Origin of the sequence: Sphingobacterium multivorum, from assembly GCF_900457465.1 — a bacterium.
In the GTDB taxonomy this organism is placed as follows: Bacteria; Bacteroidota; Bacteroidia; order Sphingobacteriales; family Sphingobacteriaceae; genus Sphingobacterium; species Sphingobacterium multivorum.
The window spans coordinates 869283-888082 of record NZ_UAUU01000009.1; the positions used below are offsets into that span (position 1 = coordinate 869283).

11 protein-coding genes, 1 tRNA gene and 2 pseudogenes are annotated in these 18800 nt (G+C 40.8%); 8 read left to right on the forward strand and 6 right to left on the reverse strand.

Annotation, left to right across the window (positions count from 1 at the left end):
- Positions 1–29 precede the first annotated feature (29 nt).
- The 5 genes from DTA23_RS15320 to DTA23_RS15340 are packed head-to-tail and all read right to left on the reverse strand — an operon-like array spanning position 30 to position 6515.
- Positions 30–572: an NUDIX hydrolase gene (locus DTA23_RS15320; protein ID WP_112375189.1), complete on the reverse strand. Its 543-nt coding sequence runs from the start codon at positions 570–572 to the stop codon at positions 30–32.
- Positions 572–2308: a phospho-sugar mutase gene (locus DTA23_RS15325; protein WP_112375190.1), complete on the reverse strand. Its 1737-nt coding sequence runs from the start codon at positions 2306–2308 to the stop codon at positions 572–574. The genes DTA23_RS15320 and DTA23_RS15325 overlap by 1 nt, the downstream gene beginning before the upstream one ends.
- 32 nt (positions 2309–2340) lie before the next feature.
- The gene (locus DTA23_RS15330) at positions 2341–3024 is read right to left on the reverse strand and encodes a hypothetical protein (RefSeq protein WP_112375191.1); all 684 of its coding nucleotides are present in this window, start codon (positions 3022–3024) and stop codon (positions 2341–2343) included.
- Positions 3025–3041: 17 nt separating this feature from the next.
- A complete protein-coding gene (locus tag DTA23_RS15335; protein WP_112375192.1) occupies positions 3042–3806 on the reverse strand; it encodes an enoyl-CoA hydratase/isomerase family protein in 765 nt (254 codons plus the stop codon).
- 36 nt (positions 3807–3842) lie between these two features.
- The gene (locus DTA23_RS15340; protein WP_112375193.1) at positions 3843–6515 is read right to left on the reverse strand and encodes a carboxypeptidase-like regulatory domain-containing protein; all 2673 of its coding nucleotides are present in this window, start codon (positions 6513–6515) and stop codon (positions 3843–3845) included.
- A gap of 124 nt (positions 6516–6639) precedes the next feature.
- On the opposite strand from DTA23_RS15340, the gene purD reads away from it, so the two are divergent.
- The 6 genes and pseudogenes from purD (at position 6640) to DTA23_RS15375 (ending at position 16262) form a co-directional block, all read left to right on the forward strand.
- Positions 6640–7914: a phosphoribosylamine--glycine ligase gene (gene purD / locus DTA23_RS15345; protein WP_112375194.1), complete on the forward strand. Its 1275-nt coding sequence runs from the start codon at positions 6640–6642 to the stop codon at positions 7912–7914.
- A gap of 89 nt (positions 7915–8003) precedes the next feature.
- A tRNA-Glu gene (locus DTA23_RS15350) sits at positions 8004–8075 on the forward strand.
- A 733-nt stretch (positions 8076–8808) separates the two neighbouring features.
- Positions 8809–10275 carry an IPT/TIG domain-containing protein gene (locus tag DTA23_RS15360; protein WP_112375196.1) on the forward strand — a complete coding sequence of 489 codons (1467 nt, stop codon included), beginning with the start codon at positions 8809–8811 and terminating at the stop codon, positions 10273–10275.
- 124 nt (positions 10276–10399) lie between these two features.
- Positions 10400–13377, forward strand: a pseudogene (locus tag DTA23_RS15365) (SusC/RagA family TonB-linked outer membrane protein).
- 11 nt (positions 13378–13388) lie between these two features.
- Positions 13389–15446 carry a RagB/SusD family nutrient uptake outer membrane protein gene (locus DTA23_RS15370; protein ID WP_070562409.1) on the forward strand — a complete coding sequence of 686 codons (2058 nt, stop codon included), beginning with the start codon at positions 13389–13391 and terminating at the stop codon, positions 15444–15446.
- A 15-nt stretch (positions 15447–15461) separates the two neighbouring features.
- Entirely contained in the window at positions 15462–16262 is an 801-nt protein-coding gene (locus DTA23_RS15375) for a DUF4973 domain-containing protein (RefSeq protein WP_112375197.1), read from the forward strand.
- Here the strand turns inward: DTA23_RS15375 and DTA23_RS15380 are convergent.
- On the reverse strand, positions 16242–17588 hold the full coding sequence (locus DTA23_RS15380) for an IS5 family transposase (RefSeq protein WP_112373584.1): 1347 nt from the start codon (positions 17586–17588) through the stop codon (positions 16242–16244). The genes DTA23_RS15375 and DTA23_RS15380 overlap by 21 nt on opposite strands.
- Before the next feature lie 117 nt (positions 17589–17705).
- On the opposite strand from DTA23_RS15380, the pseudogene DTA23_RS15385 reads away from it, so the two are divergent.
- Both DTA23_RS15385 and DTA23_RS15390 read left to right on the forward strand, forming a co-directional pair.
- Positions 17706–17915, forward strand: a pseudogene (locus tag DTA23_RS15385) (DUF4973 domain-containing protein); the annotation flags it as partial.
- 56 nt (positions 17916–17971) lie between these two features.
- Positions 17972–18718, forward strand: coding sequence for an aspartate/glutamate racemase family protein (locus tag DTA23_RS15390; RefSeq protein WP_112375198.1), 747 nt, complete (start codon positions 17972–17974; stop codon positions 18716–18718).
- Positions 18719–18800 lie beyond the last annotated feature (82 nt).

Below are 18800 nucleotides of genomic sequence, written 5' to 3' on the forward strand. Positions count from 1 at the left end.
GAAAAAAACAGAATAAAATTAGGCTTGTTTTATAACAAGCCTAATTTATTAAAAGCATAGAATAGCGCACTCGCATGGAGTGCCTGGTTGAATTTGTTGTCCAGTAGCATCCTTTTCGCTTCTTCAAGCGGTATACGATAGACATCGATTTCCTCATGTTCATCCAATGCCTGTTCCTGAACTTTTTTGCCGCCTGTCATCAGATAAGTATAAGTGATATTGCCACTTGTCGCCGGATTGGCATAAAGTGTGGCGATCTCTTCAATCTGATCAAATTGATAGCCTGTTTCTTCAAGCATTTCACGCACAGCGGCATTTTTAGGATCTTCTCCCGCTTCTGTTGTCCCTGCGGGAATCTCCAATGCAATAATGCCGGCTCCATGGCGGTATTGCTTAATGACCAAAAGCTCGTTCTGCTCAGTAATTCCGATCATATTGACCCAATCGGGATACTCCAGTACGTAATAATGATCGTTGATCCGTCCATCCGGAAGCTCACAAGTATCTCTACGTAGCGTGGCCCAAGGCTCTTTACAGATATATGCAGAGGATAATAGTTTCCATTTTTCCATTAGCCTACGATATCTTTCATCATACGGTCAACCTTCTCTTCCAAAACAGTTTGCACATCTACATAATCTGCCGTATCCGTTAAGTTTTCTTTTACAGAACAGTAAAATTTAATCTTGGGTTCTGTTCCTGAGGGTCTGGCAGAGATCACATCGCCATCTACTGTTATAAATTGTAACACATCAGACTTCGGTAACGAGATTGCTCTTCGCTCCCCTGTACTCATATCTGTGGTTTGGGAAAGTTGGTAGTCCCTGATTTCTTTGACTTTTATTCCTCCCAGTGTCGTTGGTAGATTGTGACGTAGGCCATTCATCATGGCTTGAATTTCTTCGGCACCAGCTTTTCCTTTTTTTGTAAGAGAAATGAGCTTTTCTTGATAACAGCCAAATTCTTTGTAGATATCTAACAGGACTTCGTAAACTGTTTTTCCTTTTGTTTTGAAATAGGCGGTCATTTCGGCTAGGAAAGCACAAGAGTTCGGCGCATCTTTGTCCCGCACGAGATCACCTACTAGGTAACCATAACTTTCCTCCCCGCCCACCAGATACTGTGCTGAATCACCTAAATTTGTGATCAATTCACCGATATATTTGAAGCCTGTAAGGGTTTCATAACAAGGGACCCGAAAATATTTTGCGATTTCTGACTCTAGATTTGTTGTTACGATAGTCTTTACAATATAAGGATTTGCCCCTAGCTGCTTTAGCTCATTTTTTGCGCTTAAGACATAATATATCAGTAGACTTCCGATCTGATTACCATTGAGCAGTTGGAATTCGCCCTTACTATTTTTTACGGCAATACCTACACGATCGGCATCAGGGTCTGTTGCTAATACAAGATCAGCATCAATTTCTTCTCCTTTTTTCTTTGCTAAGGCCATCGCATCTTCCTCTTCGGGGTTTGGATAGATTACTGTTGGAAAGTTGCCATCAGGGGTGGCTTGTTCAGCAACGACTGAAACATTTTCAAATCCCCAGGCTTCCAGCATTTTAGGGACAATAGTAATTCCGGTTCCATGTATCGGCGAAAAAACAATTTTCAAGTTTTTTTGAGCGAGTACCGCTTCAGGATGAATACTTAATTTTTTATTGGCGTCAATATAGAGCTGATCAATTTCATCGCCGACGGGAATGATATTGTGTGTGTTCCCTTCAAATTTAATGTCGTTCACAGCATTGATTGCGTTTACTTCATCGATTACATTTTTATCATGTGGCGCAGTCAGCTGGCATCCATCATTCCAATAAGCCTTATAACCATTGTATTCCTTTGGGTTGTGCGAAGCCGTTAGCATAACACCGCTCTGACAGCCGAAATGGCGGATGGCGAACGACAGCATTGGGGTCGGGCGCAATGCCGTGAACAGATGTACCTTGATGCCGTTGGCTGCAAACACGTTGGCAACCAGCTGGCCAAAAGCCTGCGAATTGTTACGGCTGTCATAAGATACCGCTACTTTAATCTCCTGATCTGGGAACTGTTTCTTTAGATAGTTGGCTAATCCTTGAGTTGCTTTGCCGATCGTATACTTATTCATACGATTAGAGCCAACGCCCATAATGCCTCTTAAACCTCCGGTTCCAAATTCAAGATCCTTGTAAAAAGAATCCGTAAGTTCCGTCTCCTCATTATTGTCGATTAAATCCTGAACTGCTTTTCGAGTTCCTTCATCATAACTTGGGGTTAACCAATCTTCGATTTTCTTTTGTATGTCCTTATCTAAATTTTTCATTATCGTTAAGTTTGGTTAAAATTTACAAAATACTATGCGTCACATCCGGCATAAGCGCGGTCTATGACTGTAATATACCATTTTTCTCCCTCTTTTGTCACATGAAAAACAAAAGGTTCCTCATGCTCATTGGAGGTCATAATGGCTCTATAACTTCTGGATTCTATGTTCCTTAGTCGCTGTAATTCAGTATTACTAATTTTGGCATCAAGAATTTCATTCATGAACTTTGCTGTTTGCGATAGTTCATTAGGGCGGGACTTTTTATCATAATAGAATCCGGATTTATCCCACTTCATCGTACCACAATCAAAAATAGGTAGTTTTCCGGACTTCAAAGGGCCCTTGTACGTTAACTTTTCATAAGAATGATATTCTGGCACAGGTTTAGAAAAATTAAAGCTATTTTGGTGCACATAGGAGTCTAGCGCGCCGGGACGATAGATAATATAAATTCCCAATTTGGGATGTACATAGGAATTTATTGTTTTACTGTCCTGTTCTGCATATGCCTTGGCAAGTTTCTCCAGTACCTCCTCCAGCGTTTCGGAGTTCTCTTTCTTTACTTCCTTTTCAGTCGTGTCACGTTTTTGTAGGGTATCCACAGGAATTGAATCCTGAATGATTTTTACAGCCTTATCCTCTTTTTTGCTATTTCTACAGGAGATCGTGCTAGCAGTGAGACAAATAAGAATAAAGAAAAAGAGATTTCTCATGATGATTTTGTTTAATATTACTTCTTTGAAGTCAAGTTTTCAATGATTGACTTTAAAATAGAGCGTGTTGACGGAAGCCACCATTGTTCGAGGATGCGCTGGATTGTCTCTTCCCTATTCTCGCGCAATTTAAGGATTATTTCCTTTCGGAAGTTCAATTTGGATGTCTGCCATGTCTTTTGGTTGAACTGCGTGATCTGTTTTAATTTTTTTGCTGCGGTATTGAAGAGTATATTAGCGGGAACAATGTCATCTATAAGACCCTGTGTTTTTGCTTCTACAGGAGAAAGCAATTTACCTTCGAGCAAATTCTGATACGCATTCCGTTTTCCGATCCAAAACGCATAAAGCTGAAATATACTTTCAGGGACGATTAGTCCGACAGGAATCTCGTTAAGACCAATCACAAAATTCCCTTCGGCCATAATCCGATAATCGCAGCAGAGCGCAAGTACGCAGCCTCCTGCGGGGCTATGACCAGATATTGCCGCAACTATTGGTTTTGGAAAAGCGGCCAGTAGCGATGTCGCCTCCAAGAATAAATTCCAGAATTCCTGAATCTGTTCTTCATCGTATTGGAATAAGGTAATTAGATCGAGTCCTGCGCTAAAGAAGTTTTCCTTGCCAATCAATAGTGCACCATAAATGGCTTCATTTTGCTGGGAAGATTCCAAGGTGTCTATCAGTTCCTTCAATAGCTGAGTGTCGATGGCATTTGACTTCCCCCTGTCGAGGAAAATACTTAAAATATGATCTTCTATTTTGGTTTTAATATGTTGCATAACCTTGTTTTTAAATATAACGATTTGTTTGCGCTGCTATTGTGGTTTTACCGCTATTAAATACTCCAGATGAGCAATTTTTCCATCCATGCTTATTCCCTCAACGGTTAGTTTGTAAGTCCCAGGTTCGTCAGAAGTAAAGAAATCGAAATGTGTTTTTCCTTCTTTCTGTGTAATCAGATTTGGTTCCCATGCGATTGTTGTCCGGAGATCGCGTGTAAGCTTATGTTGGATTGTTGCATCATATTGGGGTTTGAAAAAGGTTCGGGGTACATATAACCCTTTTGGCGTGATGGTTACAATGCCTGTGGGTGTATAAGATGAAGCAATTGCATCTCCGGATTTACTGGTAATCACAATAACACCACTGCCTCCATACATGCCATAAATTGCCGTGTTTCCAATGCTACGCAAGACTTCAACACTCGCAATGTCCGCAGTATTGATCATATCTATTTGCTCGGGTTCAATATACATTCCATCGAGAACAACTTGCATCGGACTATTCATCGATCTTGTGCTGTAAGGGATTCCATTTCGAAAAATAACACCATTTAGCCGTCCATTGAGGCATTGAGCAAATGTAGCACAGCCAGATAATTCGTCTGCAGAGATCACTTGATCGGCATTTCCTGGCCCATTGAGGTTTCTGGAGTTCTTGTCAGCTTTATTTGTTCGTACTCTATTGACCTGTACCTCTTCCAACCGAATGCTCTTTTGGATTATGCCCGCCGCTTCCAATTCGCCAAGGAATTGTTGGCTATTTTTCAGTTGTGTAAGCAGCGTGGTATTGATGTCGTTGACCAACAAGGGTTGATCTTTACTCGGATTTAGAGGAGGGGTAAGCGGGTTGTCGATAACAATATCAACTCTTTTTTTCTCTTTAGGGCCATCACCTGTCACAATAAACTTGACGCTGTCTGCAAATAAAAGTTCGTCAAATGAAAATCGGCCATTATTGTCTGTCAGCGTATCTACACTCAGCAACATATTGCTCGTCGGTATTAGGGTTACTTTAGCATTTGGAACCACAGCCTTTCGGGCCGTTTTCTTGATGGTCCCAGCGATGGTAAGTCCTTTTTCAGGAAGGAGCGAAGTTGTTGATGTACTTATGTAATTCTTCCAGTCCAACTTGCGCCAACCTTGGATCAACATAAGATTGTCCAGCTCTGTCAGTTTAATGTTCGTTAAATCCTCAAAGTAATAATTGGGACGTTCAATAAAGCCACGAAGATCAGATTTCAATAGGAGCTCCGAGACAATAGATGAATAATAACGGTCTGTCGTAGAATCAACCTTACTGAGGTTTACCACTGATGCAGAAAGCGCGGCAAACCTCGTGGTGTCACTATCTTCATAGTTAACGGAAAGATTTGCGATCACTTTATCGCGTGTTGAGAAGCTGGGTTTGTTGAGTTCTACGGAGACAGGAAGTAAAGTCGATGTCGTATTGTAGTTAAACACGAGTCTTTCCACAATAGGAATCATTTGGTCTGTTAAGATAGACAACTGTAAAACTCCGGATGGCAGGTTTTTTTTGGGAATATTGAATAGGATCTCCGCTCCGTTTAGTTTCTGCTTGGCGGCATGAAGTACAAGGCCATTGTATTGGGCTATTAGATAAATATCTTTGCCATTGACCAAGTCTGCAGTAGCGGAAAGTTGCGCTGCAATCTTATCCTTTAGTACCGAATTTACGGTTAGAACATATCCGGAATTCTGTACAGGCGGTAATGACGCACTTGTTGACGATCCATCTTCGAAGAGGGCTGTAGCGACGTATTTTTTTCCTGTCTGTAAGACGAGCGGGATACTTCCCATTCCCAGTGCATTGGTTTCAAAATCGGCAACTGTTGTTTGATTTTCCTCCACAACTTTTATTTTTGCTTTTTTTCCTAAACCATTAGGGCTAAGGATTTTGAACCCAGTTTTGGATAATATGTTGTTGACTAGTTCGCCACTTTCGGGGAAAATTTGGATGCTATTTTGGTTGTTTGGATCCGGGATGACAAAACTTTTTAGAATACGTCTTTTATCCAGCGAAAGAAATTGTAAAGACAGTGTCCCGCCTTTAAAATCATCTTTCAATTCCAGCGCTATTGTTCCATTATCGTTTGATTTCAGTCGGCCGGATTTCTCTTTATTGTTGTTCGGTTGTAGGGTATAACTGATGTTGTTATTAATCAGCGGGGCTCCCTGAATGGTTTTCAGATTAATCTGGAACATGTTTTCTGTTCCGTTTTTGACCAGTTCACTTTTCGTTATGATATGATCAGATCGACCATTTGTAATGGGGACGACGCGTTCATAGAAATTGGCTACAGAGTCATTTTGCATCCATCGGGTAAATGATCTAACGCGGTAGGAGCCTTCTTCCAAAGTGTCCGGCAGATTGAAGTCGCCTATACTTAGACCGAGTGTAATAGGAATTTTGATACTCTTAATGATCTTATTGGTGGGAGAAATCAATTCTACATTAGCAATTTTACTGATGTTGCTCAAATAATTAAAAGGGGCGGTGGTACAGTAAAGTTTAAACCACATAGTTTCGCCAGCCGAATAATCATTTTTGTCCAAATGGAGATAAATCTTTTCCTTGATGTGCCGTTCATGGTAAGTATCCAGTTTCTGCAAGGTCTGATCGATCTGGGCCGACGCCAGCAAAGCGAATAACAGGCAGTTTACTAACAGCAGTAATTTAGCGTACATATGACTAATGTTTTATGAAAATTAGAAAATATTTTTCCTTTAATCAATTTATAAATCAAAATATTAGTCTCATTTTAAACGATCTGATACCTTAAAATTAGCATAAAAAAAATATCTTTGTGTTATGAATATCCTAATAATCGGTTCAGGAGGTCGTGAATCTGCCTTCGCCTATAAGTTGTCGAAAAGTCCACGTTTAGATCAATTGTTTATTGCTCCAGGAAATGCTGGAACAGGTGCGTATGGTCAGAATGTAAATATTAAAGTTACTGACTTTGCTGCTATTGCTTCCTTCGTTTTGGAGAATAACGTGCAAATGGTGCTCGTCGGTCCCGAAGAGCCTTTGGTAAAAGGTATTCATGATTATTTTTTAAATCGGGAAGATTTAAAAGATATCCCGGTAATAGGGCCGCAACAGGAGGGGGCTCAATTGGAGGGCTCAAAAGATTTTTCAAAGCAATTTATGGATCGCCATGGCGTACCTACGGCTGCTTCAAGATCGTTTGATGCAACATCGTTGGAAGATGGATTGGCTTACCTTGAAACGCAAAAATTGCCGATTGTGCTTAAGGCCGATGGTTTAGCTGCAGGCAAAGGAGTGTTGATCTGTGAGACGCTGGAAGATGCTAAAGCAGAGTTAAAGGCGATGATCGCAGATTCAAAGTTTGGAGAAGCTAGCCGAGTTGTGGTTGTTGAAGAATTCTTAAAAGGAATTGAATTGTCTGTTTTTGTTTTGACAGATGGGAATTCATATAAAGTGCTTCCTTCTGCAAAAGATTACAAACGTATTGGAGAGGGGGATACAGGCCTAAACACGGGTGGTATGGGATCGATATCTCCGGTTCCTTTTGCAGATGAGACATTTTTAAATAAAGTAGAAGAGCGTATTATCAGACCAACAGTTGAAGGACTTAAAAAAGATGGCATTCCATATAAAGGATTTATTTTCATCGGTTTGATGAATGTGGAAGGAGAGCCTTATGTCATCGAGTATAATGTTCGTATGGGAGATCCAGAGACTGAATCTGTATTGCCGCGTATTGAATCGGATCTGTTAGATTTGCTGGAAGGTGTTGCACAGGGTAATCTGGAGCAACGTTCCTATACGGTATCTCCTAAAACTGCCGTAACTGTCATGTTGGTTGCGGGAGGTTATCCTGGAGATTATGAGTCGGGAAAAGAGATCGCCAATATTGAAAATGTCAAAGAATCCATCGTATTTCAAGCAGGTACGAAAGAAGTAGATGGTAAGATTGTTACTGCAGGTGGACGTGTAATTGCTGTTACCACATTGCAAGATTCGCTGTTCGAAGCCCTTCAGCAGGCAACTGCAGATGCCGGAAGGATATATTTTGAAGGTAAATACTTCAGAAGAGATATCGGTTTCGACCTTATTTAAAAAATATTTAAAATTATTTTTGGAATACTGATTTTAAGGTCTATATTTGCAACTCCAAAAACAACAATGTTATTGGAGTTGCATTAAAAGGCCCGTTCGTCTAGGGGTTAGGACGCAAGATTTTCATTCTTGAAACAGGGGTTCGATTCCCCTACGGGCTACAAAAGATAAAAACCTGCAAATATTTTGCAGGTTTTTTTGTTTGAACCCAAGCGAGCAGCAAATGATACAGCTTGATCCATAAGATCTCCGAATAGCGGGCTAATTCTCCAGTCAGCCAAAGCAAAATGCTTTTCACATGCCAACCTTTTTTCAAAATAATATCCAAGAAGTGGTGTGTACGCAAGTATGTGGTCATCTTTATTTGCTGTGATACAAATAAGCAGTTTATTGAGATAATTCTATAGTATCAGAATCTTTACAATCCCTAAATTTGAGTAATCAATTATAGAAAGAAAACCTTAGAGAAGCATTTAGAAAGTTAAATCAGAAATCATTCGTCCATTTTCTTCGTGAAGAAAAAATAGTGTAGAGCACGGGGAATGAGAACCGTTAAGGTCGATAGCTATTGTGAGTTTAAAATAGAAAAATAAGTAGAAAAGTAATTTTAAAAACCGGAAGACTTTGAATCGATTGTCAGAAAGTCTTTTTTTAGCTTAAGATAGCTAATACCATTTAGCTTTATATAAAAGTAACCAATTATGTGGAAATTAAAACTAATCGTTCGCTCGATGATGAGGCGAGCCTCAATCCGTTCGTCCTAAAAATACCCCCTGAAATAGCTTTTATGCTGACGAAATTTTAATGGATGTATCAGAAGATCAATGACTCTGGGATTCATTGGCGGTTATATGTAATGTTTATAGAATAAATTCTAACCAATAATAATATCTTATGAAAACTAAACAAGCAGCAAGCGGCTGCTGGCTATTGTATCGATTAATCTGGGCTATTGTCTGGCTAAGCTTAAGCGTTGTAGGTTGTAAAGAGGATAAGCCTGCCGCTGTAAATGAAGGAATTCCTTTTGATCCTTCTCAGCCTGTAGTTGTGTCTGATTTTGCACCGACATCCGGAGGTGTTGGCCAGCGCCTTGTTATCTATGGCAAAAACTTTGGAAACGATCCAAAGAATGTTTCGGTCCTTATTGGCGGAAAGAAAGCAGTCGTTGTCAATGTATTGGGTGAGTCTCTGTACTGCCTTGTGCCTAAACAGGCTTTTAGAGGGGATATTGAGGTTCGCGTGGGTAATCAGGACAAACAGATTGTTGGTAAAGCAGAAAGGCTGTTCGATTATCAACGTAAGATGGTTGTCTCAACGCTTGCAGGCTATAGAAATGCGCGTGGTGATGAACCCTGGCGGGATGGAAAATTTAAGCATGCTGATGAAAATAAAATGGCCAGCGGTTTTTGGGAACCTTCTTTTATGAAGTTTGATCCTGCCAACCCCAAACATCTCTGGATGACCTTTGATAACAATAATGGCTTATACCTCGTCAATTTCGAGGATAGTACCATCACCAAAAAACGTTCGGATTTTGACCGCCCCCGTAGTGTTGATTTTACGCTCGATAAAAAGTATATGATTATTGCAGAGGATCGTGGCGGAGAAAATGATCGGGCGACTTATCGCTTATCTCGTGACAGAAACTGGCAGGATAGAGAAGTTCTAACGACTTATAAACAGTGTAATGGTGCCTCAATCCATCCTGTGAATGGAGAAATGTATTTCAATAGTTATGAAAAGGGACAATTTTTTCGATTCGACCTCAATAAATATTTTAGCGAAGTGCTGGGTGTTAAAGATTATGAGACATTATTTGTGGTGCATGATCCACAGTGGGAGTACAAGATTTTCATCCATCCGACGGGCAACTATGCCTATATCGTTGTCATTAATCAAGGCTATATTCTCCGGGTAAACTACAACTGGGAAAAGAAACGATTTACACAGCCCTACCTCGTGTGTGGTCAAATTAGAGCTTTTGGTTATCAAGATGGCGTCGGCTCTTCAGCGCGCTTAAATAATCCCTATCAAGGTGTATTTGTAAAAAATCAAGCCTATGTTGATGCGGGTAAGAATGATGCGTATGATTTCTATTTCACGGATCAGATGAACCATGCGATACGGATTTTAACCCCTGAAGCAAGCGTTACAACCTTTGCAGGTAGGGGAAGTTCTAGCCTCAATAGTAATCCTTACGGTTATGTAAACGGGGACCTGCGACTAGAAGCGCGTTTTGATCGCCCTTCAGGTATTGCTTATAATGAAGCGGAAGGAGCGTTTTATATTGGAGATCAAGCCAATCGTCGTATTCGTAAGATTGCGCTAGAAGAGATGGACCAAGCTAGCCAAAACCAATAAACTAAAAAGAATTATGAAAAGATTATTACTGCTATGTACGCTACTGCTCACGGTAATTGGCTTAACCATGGCCCAAGAAAGCGTGGAGGTTATTGGGCTAGTCTCCGACGCTCAGAAGACACCTATGATCGGTGTGAGCGTGTCGGTAAAAGATGCTCCGGGATGGGGTGTGGTAACCGATAATAATGGACGATATAAAATTAAAGTCGATCGCTATAAAACACTTATTTTTTCCTCTGTTGGCTATCAAAAAAAGGAGGTTTTGGTAAAAGATAACTTGACTATCAACGTAACCTTGCTGGAGGCGGAAACGAGTGTGTTAGATGAGGTTGTTGTAACGGGTACTGGTACACAAAAAAGGTTGACATTAACAGGGGCTGTCAGTACAGTGGATGTCGAGACCATGAAATCAAATCCTACATCCAGCATTACAAATGCGCTCGCCGGAAATGTACCCGGCGTGATGGCGATGATGCAATCTGGCCAACCCGGTAAAAACATTTCTGAATTTTGGATACGTGGGATCTCAACTTTTGGCGGTGGGACCGCTGCCTTGGTCCTCGTTGACAATATTGAACGGGATATCAATGATATCAACATCGAAGATATTGCTACCATTACAGTGCTCAAAGATGCCGCTGTAACGGCGATTTATGGATCTAAGGGGGCTAATGGTGTTATTTTAATTACTACCAAACATGGTAAAGAGGGAAAAATCAGCATTAACGTAAAAGATGAAAATATTTACAACACGCGGACCATTACGCCCGAGTTTGAGGACGGTGTAACTTATGCAAACCTACTGAATGAAGCGCGTATTACGCGAAACAATGCTCCGGTCTATCAACCTGAAGAACTCGAAATCTTGCGATTGGGCCTAGACCCCGATCTTTATCCGAATGTGAACTGGAAAGATATGTTGCTCAAAAAAGGAGCGATGACCTATCGTGCGAATTTAAATTTAAGTGGCGGCGGACCAACTGCCCGTTATTTTGTGTCAGGAAGTTACGTTGATGAGGGCGGGATGTACAAAACAGATGAAGCCCTGCGTAAAGACTATAATACAAATGCGAATTTTAGACGTTGGAACTATCGCTTAAATACGGATATCAATGTGACCAAATCAACTTTGCTTAAAGTTGGTGTGGCTGGAGATCTCAGTAAAAGGAATAGCCCCGGATTAGGTGATGATTTCTTTTGGGGAGTACTATTTGGATATTCACCCATAAGAACCCCGATAATGTACTCTGATGGCCGGGTTCCTGCGATCGGTGAAGGTAATATGACAAATCCATGGGTAGTAGCAACACAAACAGGGTTCAATGAGAACTGGACCAATAAAGTGCAGACCAATATTACCCTCGAACAAAATTTTGATTTTATTACTAAAGGCCTTCGTTTCCGGGGAATTGTCGGCTACGACACTTTTAATGAGAATAATATTCAGCGACGAAAATGGCCTGAGCAATGGCTTGCCGAACGTGCAAGAGATGAAAATGGTCAAATAGTTTATCGGCATATATCAGATCCGAGAGAAATGTATCAATACAGTTTCTCCAAGGGAGATCGACGTGAATTCTATGATCTGATGTTTAATTATGATAGAAATATTGGTGATCATAATATCGGAGCGGTTGCTCGATTTACACGCGATGCTCTTGTAAAAACGGTAGATCTCGGCGATGATATAAAAAATGGTATAGCAAGACGTAATCAAGGAATGGCCGGTCGAGTTACCTACAATTGGAAATCACGTTATTTTGTTGATTTTAACTTCGGTTATAATGGATCAGAGAACTTTGCCATTGGTCAGCAGTATGGATTTTTTCCGGCATTTCAGGGGCTTGGAATGTTTCAGAAGAAACATTTGTCAAAGAAAATATGCCTTGGATGAATATGTTCAAGATCCGCTATTCTTGGGGTAAAGTGGGGAACGATCAGCTAAAAATTGGAAACGATCAAGAGCGTTTCCCTTATTTATACACAATTTCTGGAATTTCTAGTGTTTACAAGTGGGGAGACTATGGCGTTGATCGGAATTATACGGGCTTAAGATATAGCCAAGTTGCTTCGCCATATGTGACCTGGGAGATGGCTGTCAAGAAAAATTTAGGCTTTGACCTCGCCTTGTTTAAGGATAAAGTTATTGCCAACTTGGATTTCTTTGATGAAAAACGGACCGGAATTTATATGGAACGTAGGTATTTGCCAAGCTTGGTGGGCTTGGAAAGTACACCAAGGGCAAATGTGGGGGCGGTTAAATCACGTGGTTTCGATGGACGGTTGGAGTATAAGGGAAAATTGGGCGAGGTGAATCTGACAGGGCGAAGTAATATTACCTATAGTAAAAATGAAATTACGACAATCGATGAAGAAAATAATGTGTATGGTTATCAAAATCGAAAAGGCTACCGTGTAGATCAGGCGGTTGGATTGATCGCTTTAGGGCTTTTTAAAGATTACGATGATATCCGCAATAGTCCAAAACAAACATTTGGGACCTACCAACCAGGTGATATCAAATACAAAGATGTAAATGGCGACGGCGTTATCGATGATGGCGATCGGGTCGCTGTCGGAGCAACCAGAAGACCCAATCTAATCTATGGTGTGGGCGCGTCGGCAAGCTGGAAAAATTTGGATATCAGTGTGTATTTTCAGGGAGCAGGTAAATCTACTTTCTTCACCTATGGAAAGACTGTATATGCCTTTAGTGAAGGCGAGTGGGGGCAAGTGATGAAAGGTAGTATGGGCGATAATCGGTGGATTTCAGCCGATATTTCTGGAAATCCAGCGACGGAAGATCCGAATGCTTCGTACCCGCGGCTGAGTTATGGCCCTAATCCGAATAACTTCCGGGAGTCTACCTTTTGGCTGCGTAATGGTCAATATCTCCGACTTAAAACTGTAGATATTGGTTATAGCTTGCCCAAACATCTGGCCAATCGTATCCGGGCAAATAGCATTCGATTTTTTGTCATTGGTAGCAACCTCCTGACTTGGTCAACATTTAAATTATGGGATCCCGAATTAGCAAGCCCAAGGGGAGAAGATTATCCATTGCCAAAGTCGTTCACTTTTGGTGTCAATGTTAACCTTTAAAATTTAAAGAAATGAAAAATAAGAAATTATATGTTGTATTGATGCTTCTACTTGGCACAGGCGTCATTTCTTCCTGTACAAAAGATTATTTAAAGTCTGATCAATATTTCAAAGACCGCCTCACAACCGAGAAAGTCTTTAAGAGCAAGCTCTATTCGGAAGAGTGGCTTGCCAATGTATTTTTAGAATTCAAGGGTGAAAATGCAGATGTAGCAAGTAAAGGGCTTACTCCGCATTGTTTTGCAGATGATATGTACTATGGTGATCGCGATAAAGATTATGATCCATCAAAAAATGAATTGTCTTACAACATGTTTAAGATGGGCCTTTATACGGAGAATGATAAACAGGGGACATGGGCGCAATGTTACCGTGGGATTCGGAATGCAACCACCTTTATTCAGCATATTTATATGAATACTGAAATGTCTACTGCTGAAATTGCGGATTACCGCGGGCAAGCGCGTTTTGCACGGGCCTATTTATACTGGCTTTTGCTTCGTAAATATGGACCGATTCCATTGTTGCCAGATGAGGGCTTAGACTATACGGATAGCTATGATAATTTGGCGGTTCCACGTAATACGTATGAAGAGTGCGCTAACTATATTAGTGATGAAATGTTGTTGGCGGCAAAAGAAATGGAAGCTTTGGGTATGAAAAGGAGCCAAGATGGCTCTGCCCGTCCGAGTGTAGGTGCAGCTTTGGCAACGCGAGCCAAAGCCTTACTGTATGCTGCAAGTCCGCTGGCCAATGGTAATAATGCAAGTATTGGGGCAAGGTTGGTTGACAATCAAGGAAAACGTCTCCTTTCCGCAGAATATAAAGAAGAGAAGTGGGCTAAGGCTGCGGCAGCGGCGCGGGATGTTATGGAACTAGGCGTGTATCAACTGTATTGGACAGGATTACAAACAACAGGAAATGATGCCACAGTAATACCGCCTAAAGACAACAATTTCTCGGAAAAGAGCTGGCCCGATGGCTGGGCAAATATCGACCCGGCTAAATCTTATGCCCAGGTATTTGACGGTACGTTGCCAGCCTCTGGAAACCCTGAGTTAATCTTCACACGTGGTACCAATCAGGAGAACGAAGGGATTGATGCTATGGTTGCCCATCAGCTTCCACGTTCGGCAACTGGATGGAACACACACGGGCTGACGCAAAAACTTGTAGACGCTTACTATATGGATAATGGTTTGGATGTACCGGGAATGGATAAAGAAATCGGTCGTGGAAATGGTTCAAATCGCTTGAGCGGCTATGTTTCACAAGAAGATTATGACAAGGGAAAATACAAGCCCTTGCGCCCGGGAGTCTCTTTGCAGTATGCGAATCGCGAACCTCGCTTTTATGCTTCTGTTGCTTTCAATGGTAGTTTCTGGACATTGTTGAACGAAACACAAGAACGCAATCGGAACCAACAGGTGTTTTATTACCGCGATAATGACAAGGGGAATGGGTTTAACTCGTCCAATGCCTATTGGCTCCGCACAGGTTTCGGTGTTAAAAAGTTTGTTCATCAAAATGATACTTATGAAGGAGGAAGTATGGCTCGTATCGTGCCAAAAGCGGAGCCGGCAATTCGATATGCGGATATTTTACTCATGTACGCTGAAGCATTAAATGAGCTGGGCGGATCCTATAGTATTCCATCTTGGCGAGGTGGTGTTTACACCATTAGCCGAGATATTGCAGAGATGAAAAAAGGAATACAGCCTGTACGGATTCGCGGTGGCGTACCAGATTACAGTGTAAGTGTATATAGCAATAAAGTCGAGCTGAGAAAAACATTAAAACGCGAGCGTTTTATCGAGCTTATGGGAGAGGGGCAACGTTACTATGATTTACGCCGTTGGATGGATGCTCCCGTCGAAGAGGCTCTGCCTATCTATGGTTGTAATATCCTCATGAACCAAAAAGATCGGGATCTCTTTCATCAGCCAGTTGCGGTATGGGCTTTGAAAACAACTTTTGCAGATAAAATGTGGTTTTGGCCGATTAGTCATAGCGAACTAAAACGCAATAAGAACTTAACACAAAATCCAGGATGGACTTATAACGATTAATCAAATAGATATCTTATGAACAAGTTATATATACAATTCTTTCTATTGCTGATTCTCTCCATTTTTGGAGCATGCAATGATGAATGGAAGGAAGAACAATATGAACATTATATTTCCTTTAAAGCTCCTTTAGACAACAACGGGGTCGCTAATATTCATGTTCGTTATAAGGATGCTGCTAAAAGCACCTTTTTACAACCTTTGATTGTGAGCGGATCGACCAATAATGAATCAAATTTTTCGGTTCAGGTTGGAGTGGATGCGGATACTTTGAATGTGCTGAATTTTGAAAGATTTCAAAACCGGAAAGATTTCTATTATCAACAATTAAGTAGCAATTATTATTCGTTCCCTGCTACAGTAAACATTAATGCCGGGGAAAATACAGGCTTACTGGCTATAGATTTCTCTTTAAAGGGCATTGATATGACTGAAAAGTGGGTATTGCCGCTTACGATTATGGACGACCCTTCAGCGAATTATAAAGGACATCCGCGTAAGTACTACAGGAAAGCGATTCTTCGCGTTAATCCCTTCAACGATTATTCGGGTAATTATTCGGGGGCTGCCCTCTTAACCAGAATGGAGGGACAAGAGAATGAAACCCCCGTAGTGAAAAGTGAAATTAGGAGCTATGTCGTCGACGAAAATACTGTTTTTTTCTATGCAGGAAATATTGACGAAGAACGACAAGACCGACGGAATTACAAAATATATGCAACCTTTACCAAGACTGGCACAGTGACCTTCCGGTCGGATAACCCGAGTATTAAATTTGTTGTAAATAGTCGTTCCTTAACAAAACCCACTATTTAATTTATTTTTAAAAACAGGATTAGAAAACAGCATAATTTGTATCTTATAAAATAAGAAAATAATTTTCTGTTTCAGTAGTTCCATCATTTTCTTCATGTTCCAAGCGGTTGCAGCTAGTAATGCATTGATTTGTGGTCCCGTTTCTCCCATGAAGTAATTTTTTGCCAGCCTAAAATCGGTTTTTAAATGTCCGATGATAGGTTCTATTGCCGCTCTGGTTCTAAATTTTTTGCGCTTTGTCTGCTTTTGATAAGCAGTGTCTTTTTTTCTTGGAGTGCTTGGGATGGAGATTTTCACGCCCTTTATTTCTGATTTTCCTCTGCCACCTCTATCGTAAAGGAGTTCTTTTGGGAGCTTTTGACCACCGGTTTCCATCTGTTCCAAAAGTGGTTCTATGGTGTGACCATCGTAAGGAGTTTGCAAAAATGCTTTAATCCCGAGAATGATTTTCTTGCCTTTGTTGGCGGTGGTTATCAAACCTACCTTATTCCCAAATTCATACTGGCTATGCGCTTTTCCTTTGGCAATACATCGGGTAAAAGGCTTGTGAATGCTGTAAATTTTATCGGCATCGTTTCTTTTTTGTGTGACAACCTTGGTGTACAATGTCATTAAATCTTTATAAAATTCTTGCTGTTCTGCATTAAAATTCCGTTGCAATTCACGAATCAGTCTCATGGCGATGGTTTTGAGCTGTCTTTGAGATTTCCTTGCCGCTTTTGCCCGCTTGGGATGTTTTCCGTTGTAGGTGTTGCGCACCATTTGTTTGCTGACTTTTGTGTAGCGTTGTCTTTGTTTTATGCCTTCATTTCCGGCTATTTTGTTGCAATAATCGATCACTTTTTTGCACAATTTTGCATCGGTAGGAAAAGAGGTATTATTCTCCTGAACGGTAGTATCGGACAAAACAAAATTTGAGGTGTTCGTCTTGGCATCGTGCATTCTTACGCTGTAGGCAAAGATTTTTTCGATACCTTTTTCGCCAATTCTTTTTCGGAAATGAACAAAATTACTCGGGTCACAAGGAAATTCGTGTTCAAAGAAAACCCTGCCACAAAAATGCTGCATATAAGGATTCATGATCCAGGCTTTTTCCAACGTCTCATCGCCCAAATTATACAAATGTTTCAGTAGCAAACAACCCACCATAAACCGAATCGGATGGCTCGGATTGCCCACTTTGGAATACAAGGGCGAAAATTCTTTCTCAAAATAATTCCAATCTATTTTTTCTGAAAGTAGAACAAGTTCATGCTCGTGGTCAATAAAATCCACCAACATTGGGCGGAATAATTCTGGCTTCTTTTCTGGATTTTTCCCCAACATATTTGCAAGGTTTTAAAGCTCGAAGATACAAATTCTTGCAATAAAAAACAAGCTATTTTAAACCCAAAATACTAATAATCAGTAAATTATAGGTGGTTTAAGGAGAGACTAAATAAAGACGCAAGTTATACCATCTCAGAAGCAATGGACAAAGTTCGCCCCTATTTGAAATGGCGTTGGCTTACGATCAATAATATTGATTATGAATTTACGGATTATACCATGATTCCAAATGTGCCGATTCGCTATAAAGTTGCTGGATCGCTTACTTTAGAACGAAAGTTAAATACGCAGATTCCTGACGAGGACCAAGCGATAGAATGGTAATTTCTACAAACCATTTGTAAGACTATTGGTTATATCTATGATATAAAAATAGTTTTATGATTGGAATAGTAGGTGGACTAGGCCCTTATGGCGGCTTGGATATTACGAAGAAAATTATAGATGAGACGGCGGCAAGATCCGATCAGGAACACTTGCCGCTCTTGTTATTCTCATGTCCAAATTTGATCCCTGACCGAACGGCGTATTTATTGGATAAATCCAATGTTAATCCAGGTAAGGCTATTGCTGCAATTTTAAGACAACTTGAAACGGCTGGAGCGACCATAGCCGCGATTCCGTCCAATACAGCACATGCAGAGCCTATTTTTTCCGTCGTTCAAGATGAAATGGCGCGTGTGGGGAGTGGGTTAAAACTATTGCATATCGTTCATGAAACGGTTCGGTTTGTAGTGGAAAACTATCCCGACACGACAGTCGGGATTTTGTCTACCGCAGGAGAACAGATCTGCAGTTTATATCGGGAAGCATTTATTCGAAAAGGTTTCGTTGTTCTTGAACCAGAAGGATCGCAGCAAGAGAAGGTAAATAATGCAATCTATGATGAGGATTATGGAATAAAGGCCCAACCCGTACCGATTGCGAATAAAGCAAGGGAAGATCTATTGTTGGTTATGGACGACCTGAAAAAGAAAGGCGCACAGGTCATTATTTTGGGTTGTGCAGAGTTGCCTTTGGCTATTCCCGAAAGGGATCACAATGGGATGATTCTTATAGACCCGAATAGAATTCTCGCTCGTGCACTTGTTCATTCGTTCGCTCCGGATAAATTAAAGCCACTGTAGTCCTCTCTTTTGACAAATTGTCAGATTTTGTGTTTATATTCCTGTTGGTATGGGTTTTGTCCTTGATAGTTAGAAGCTTATG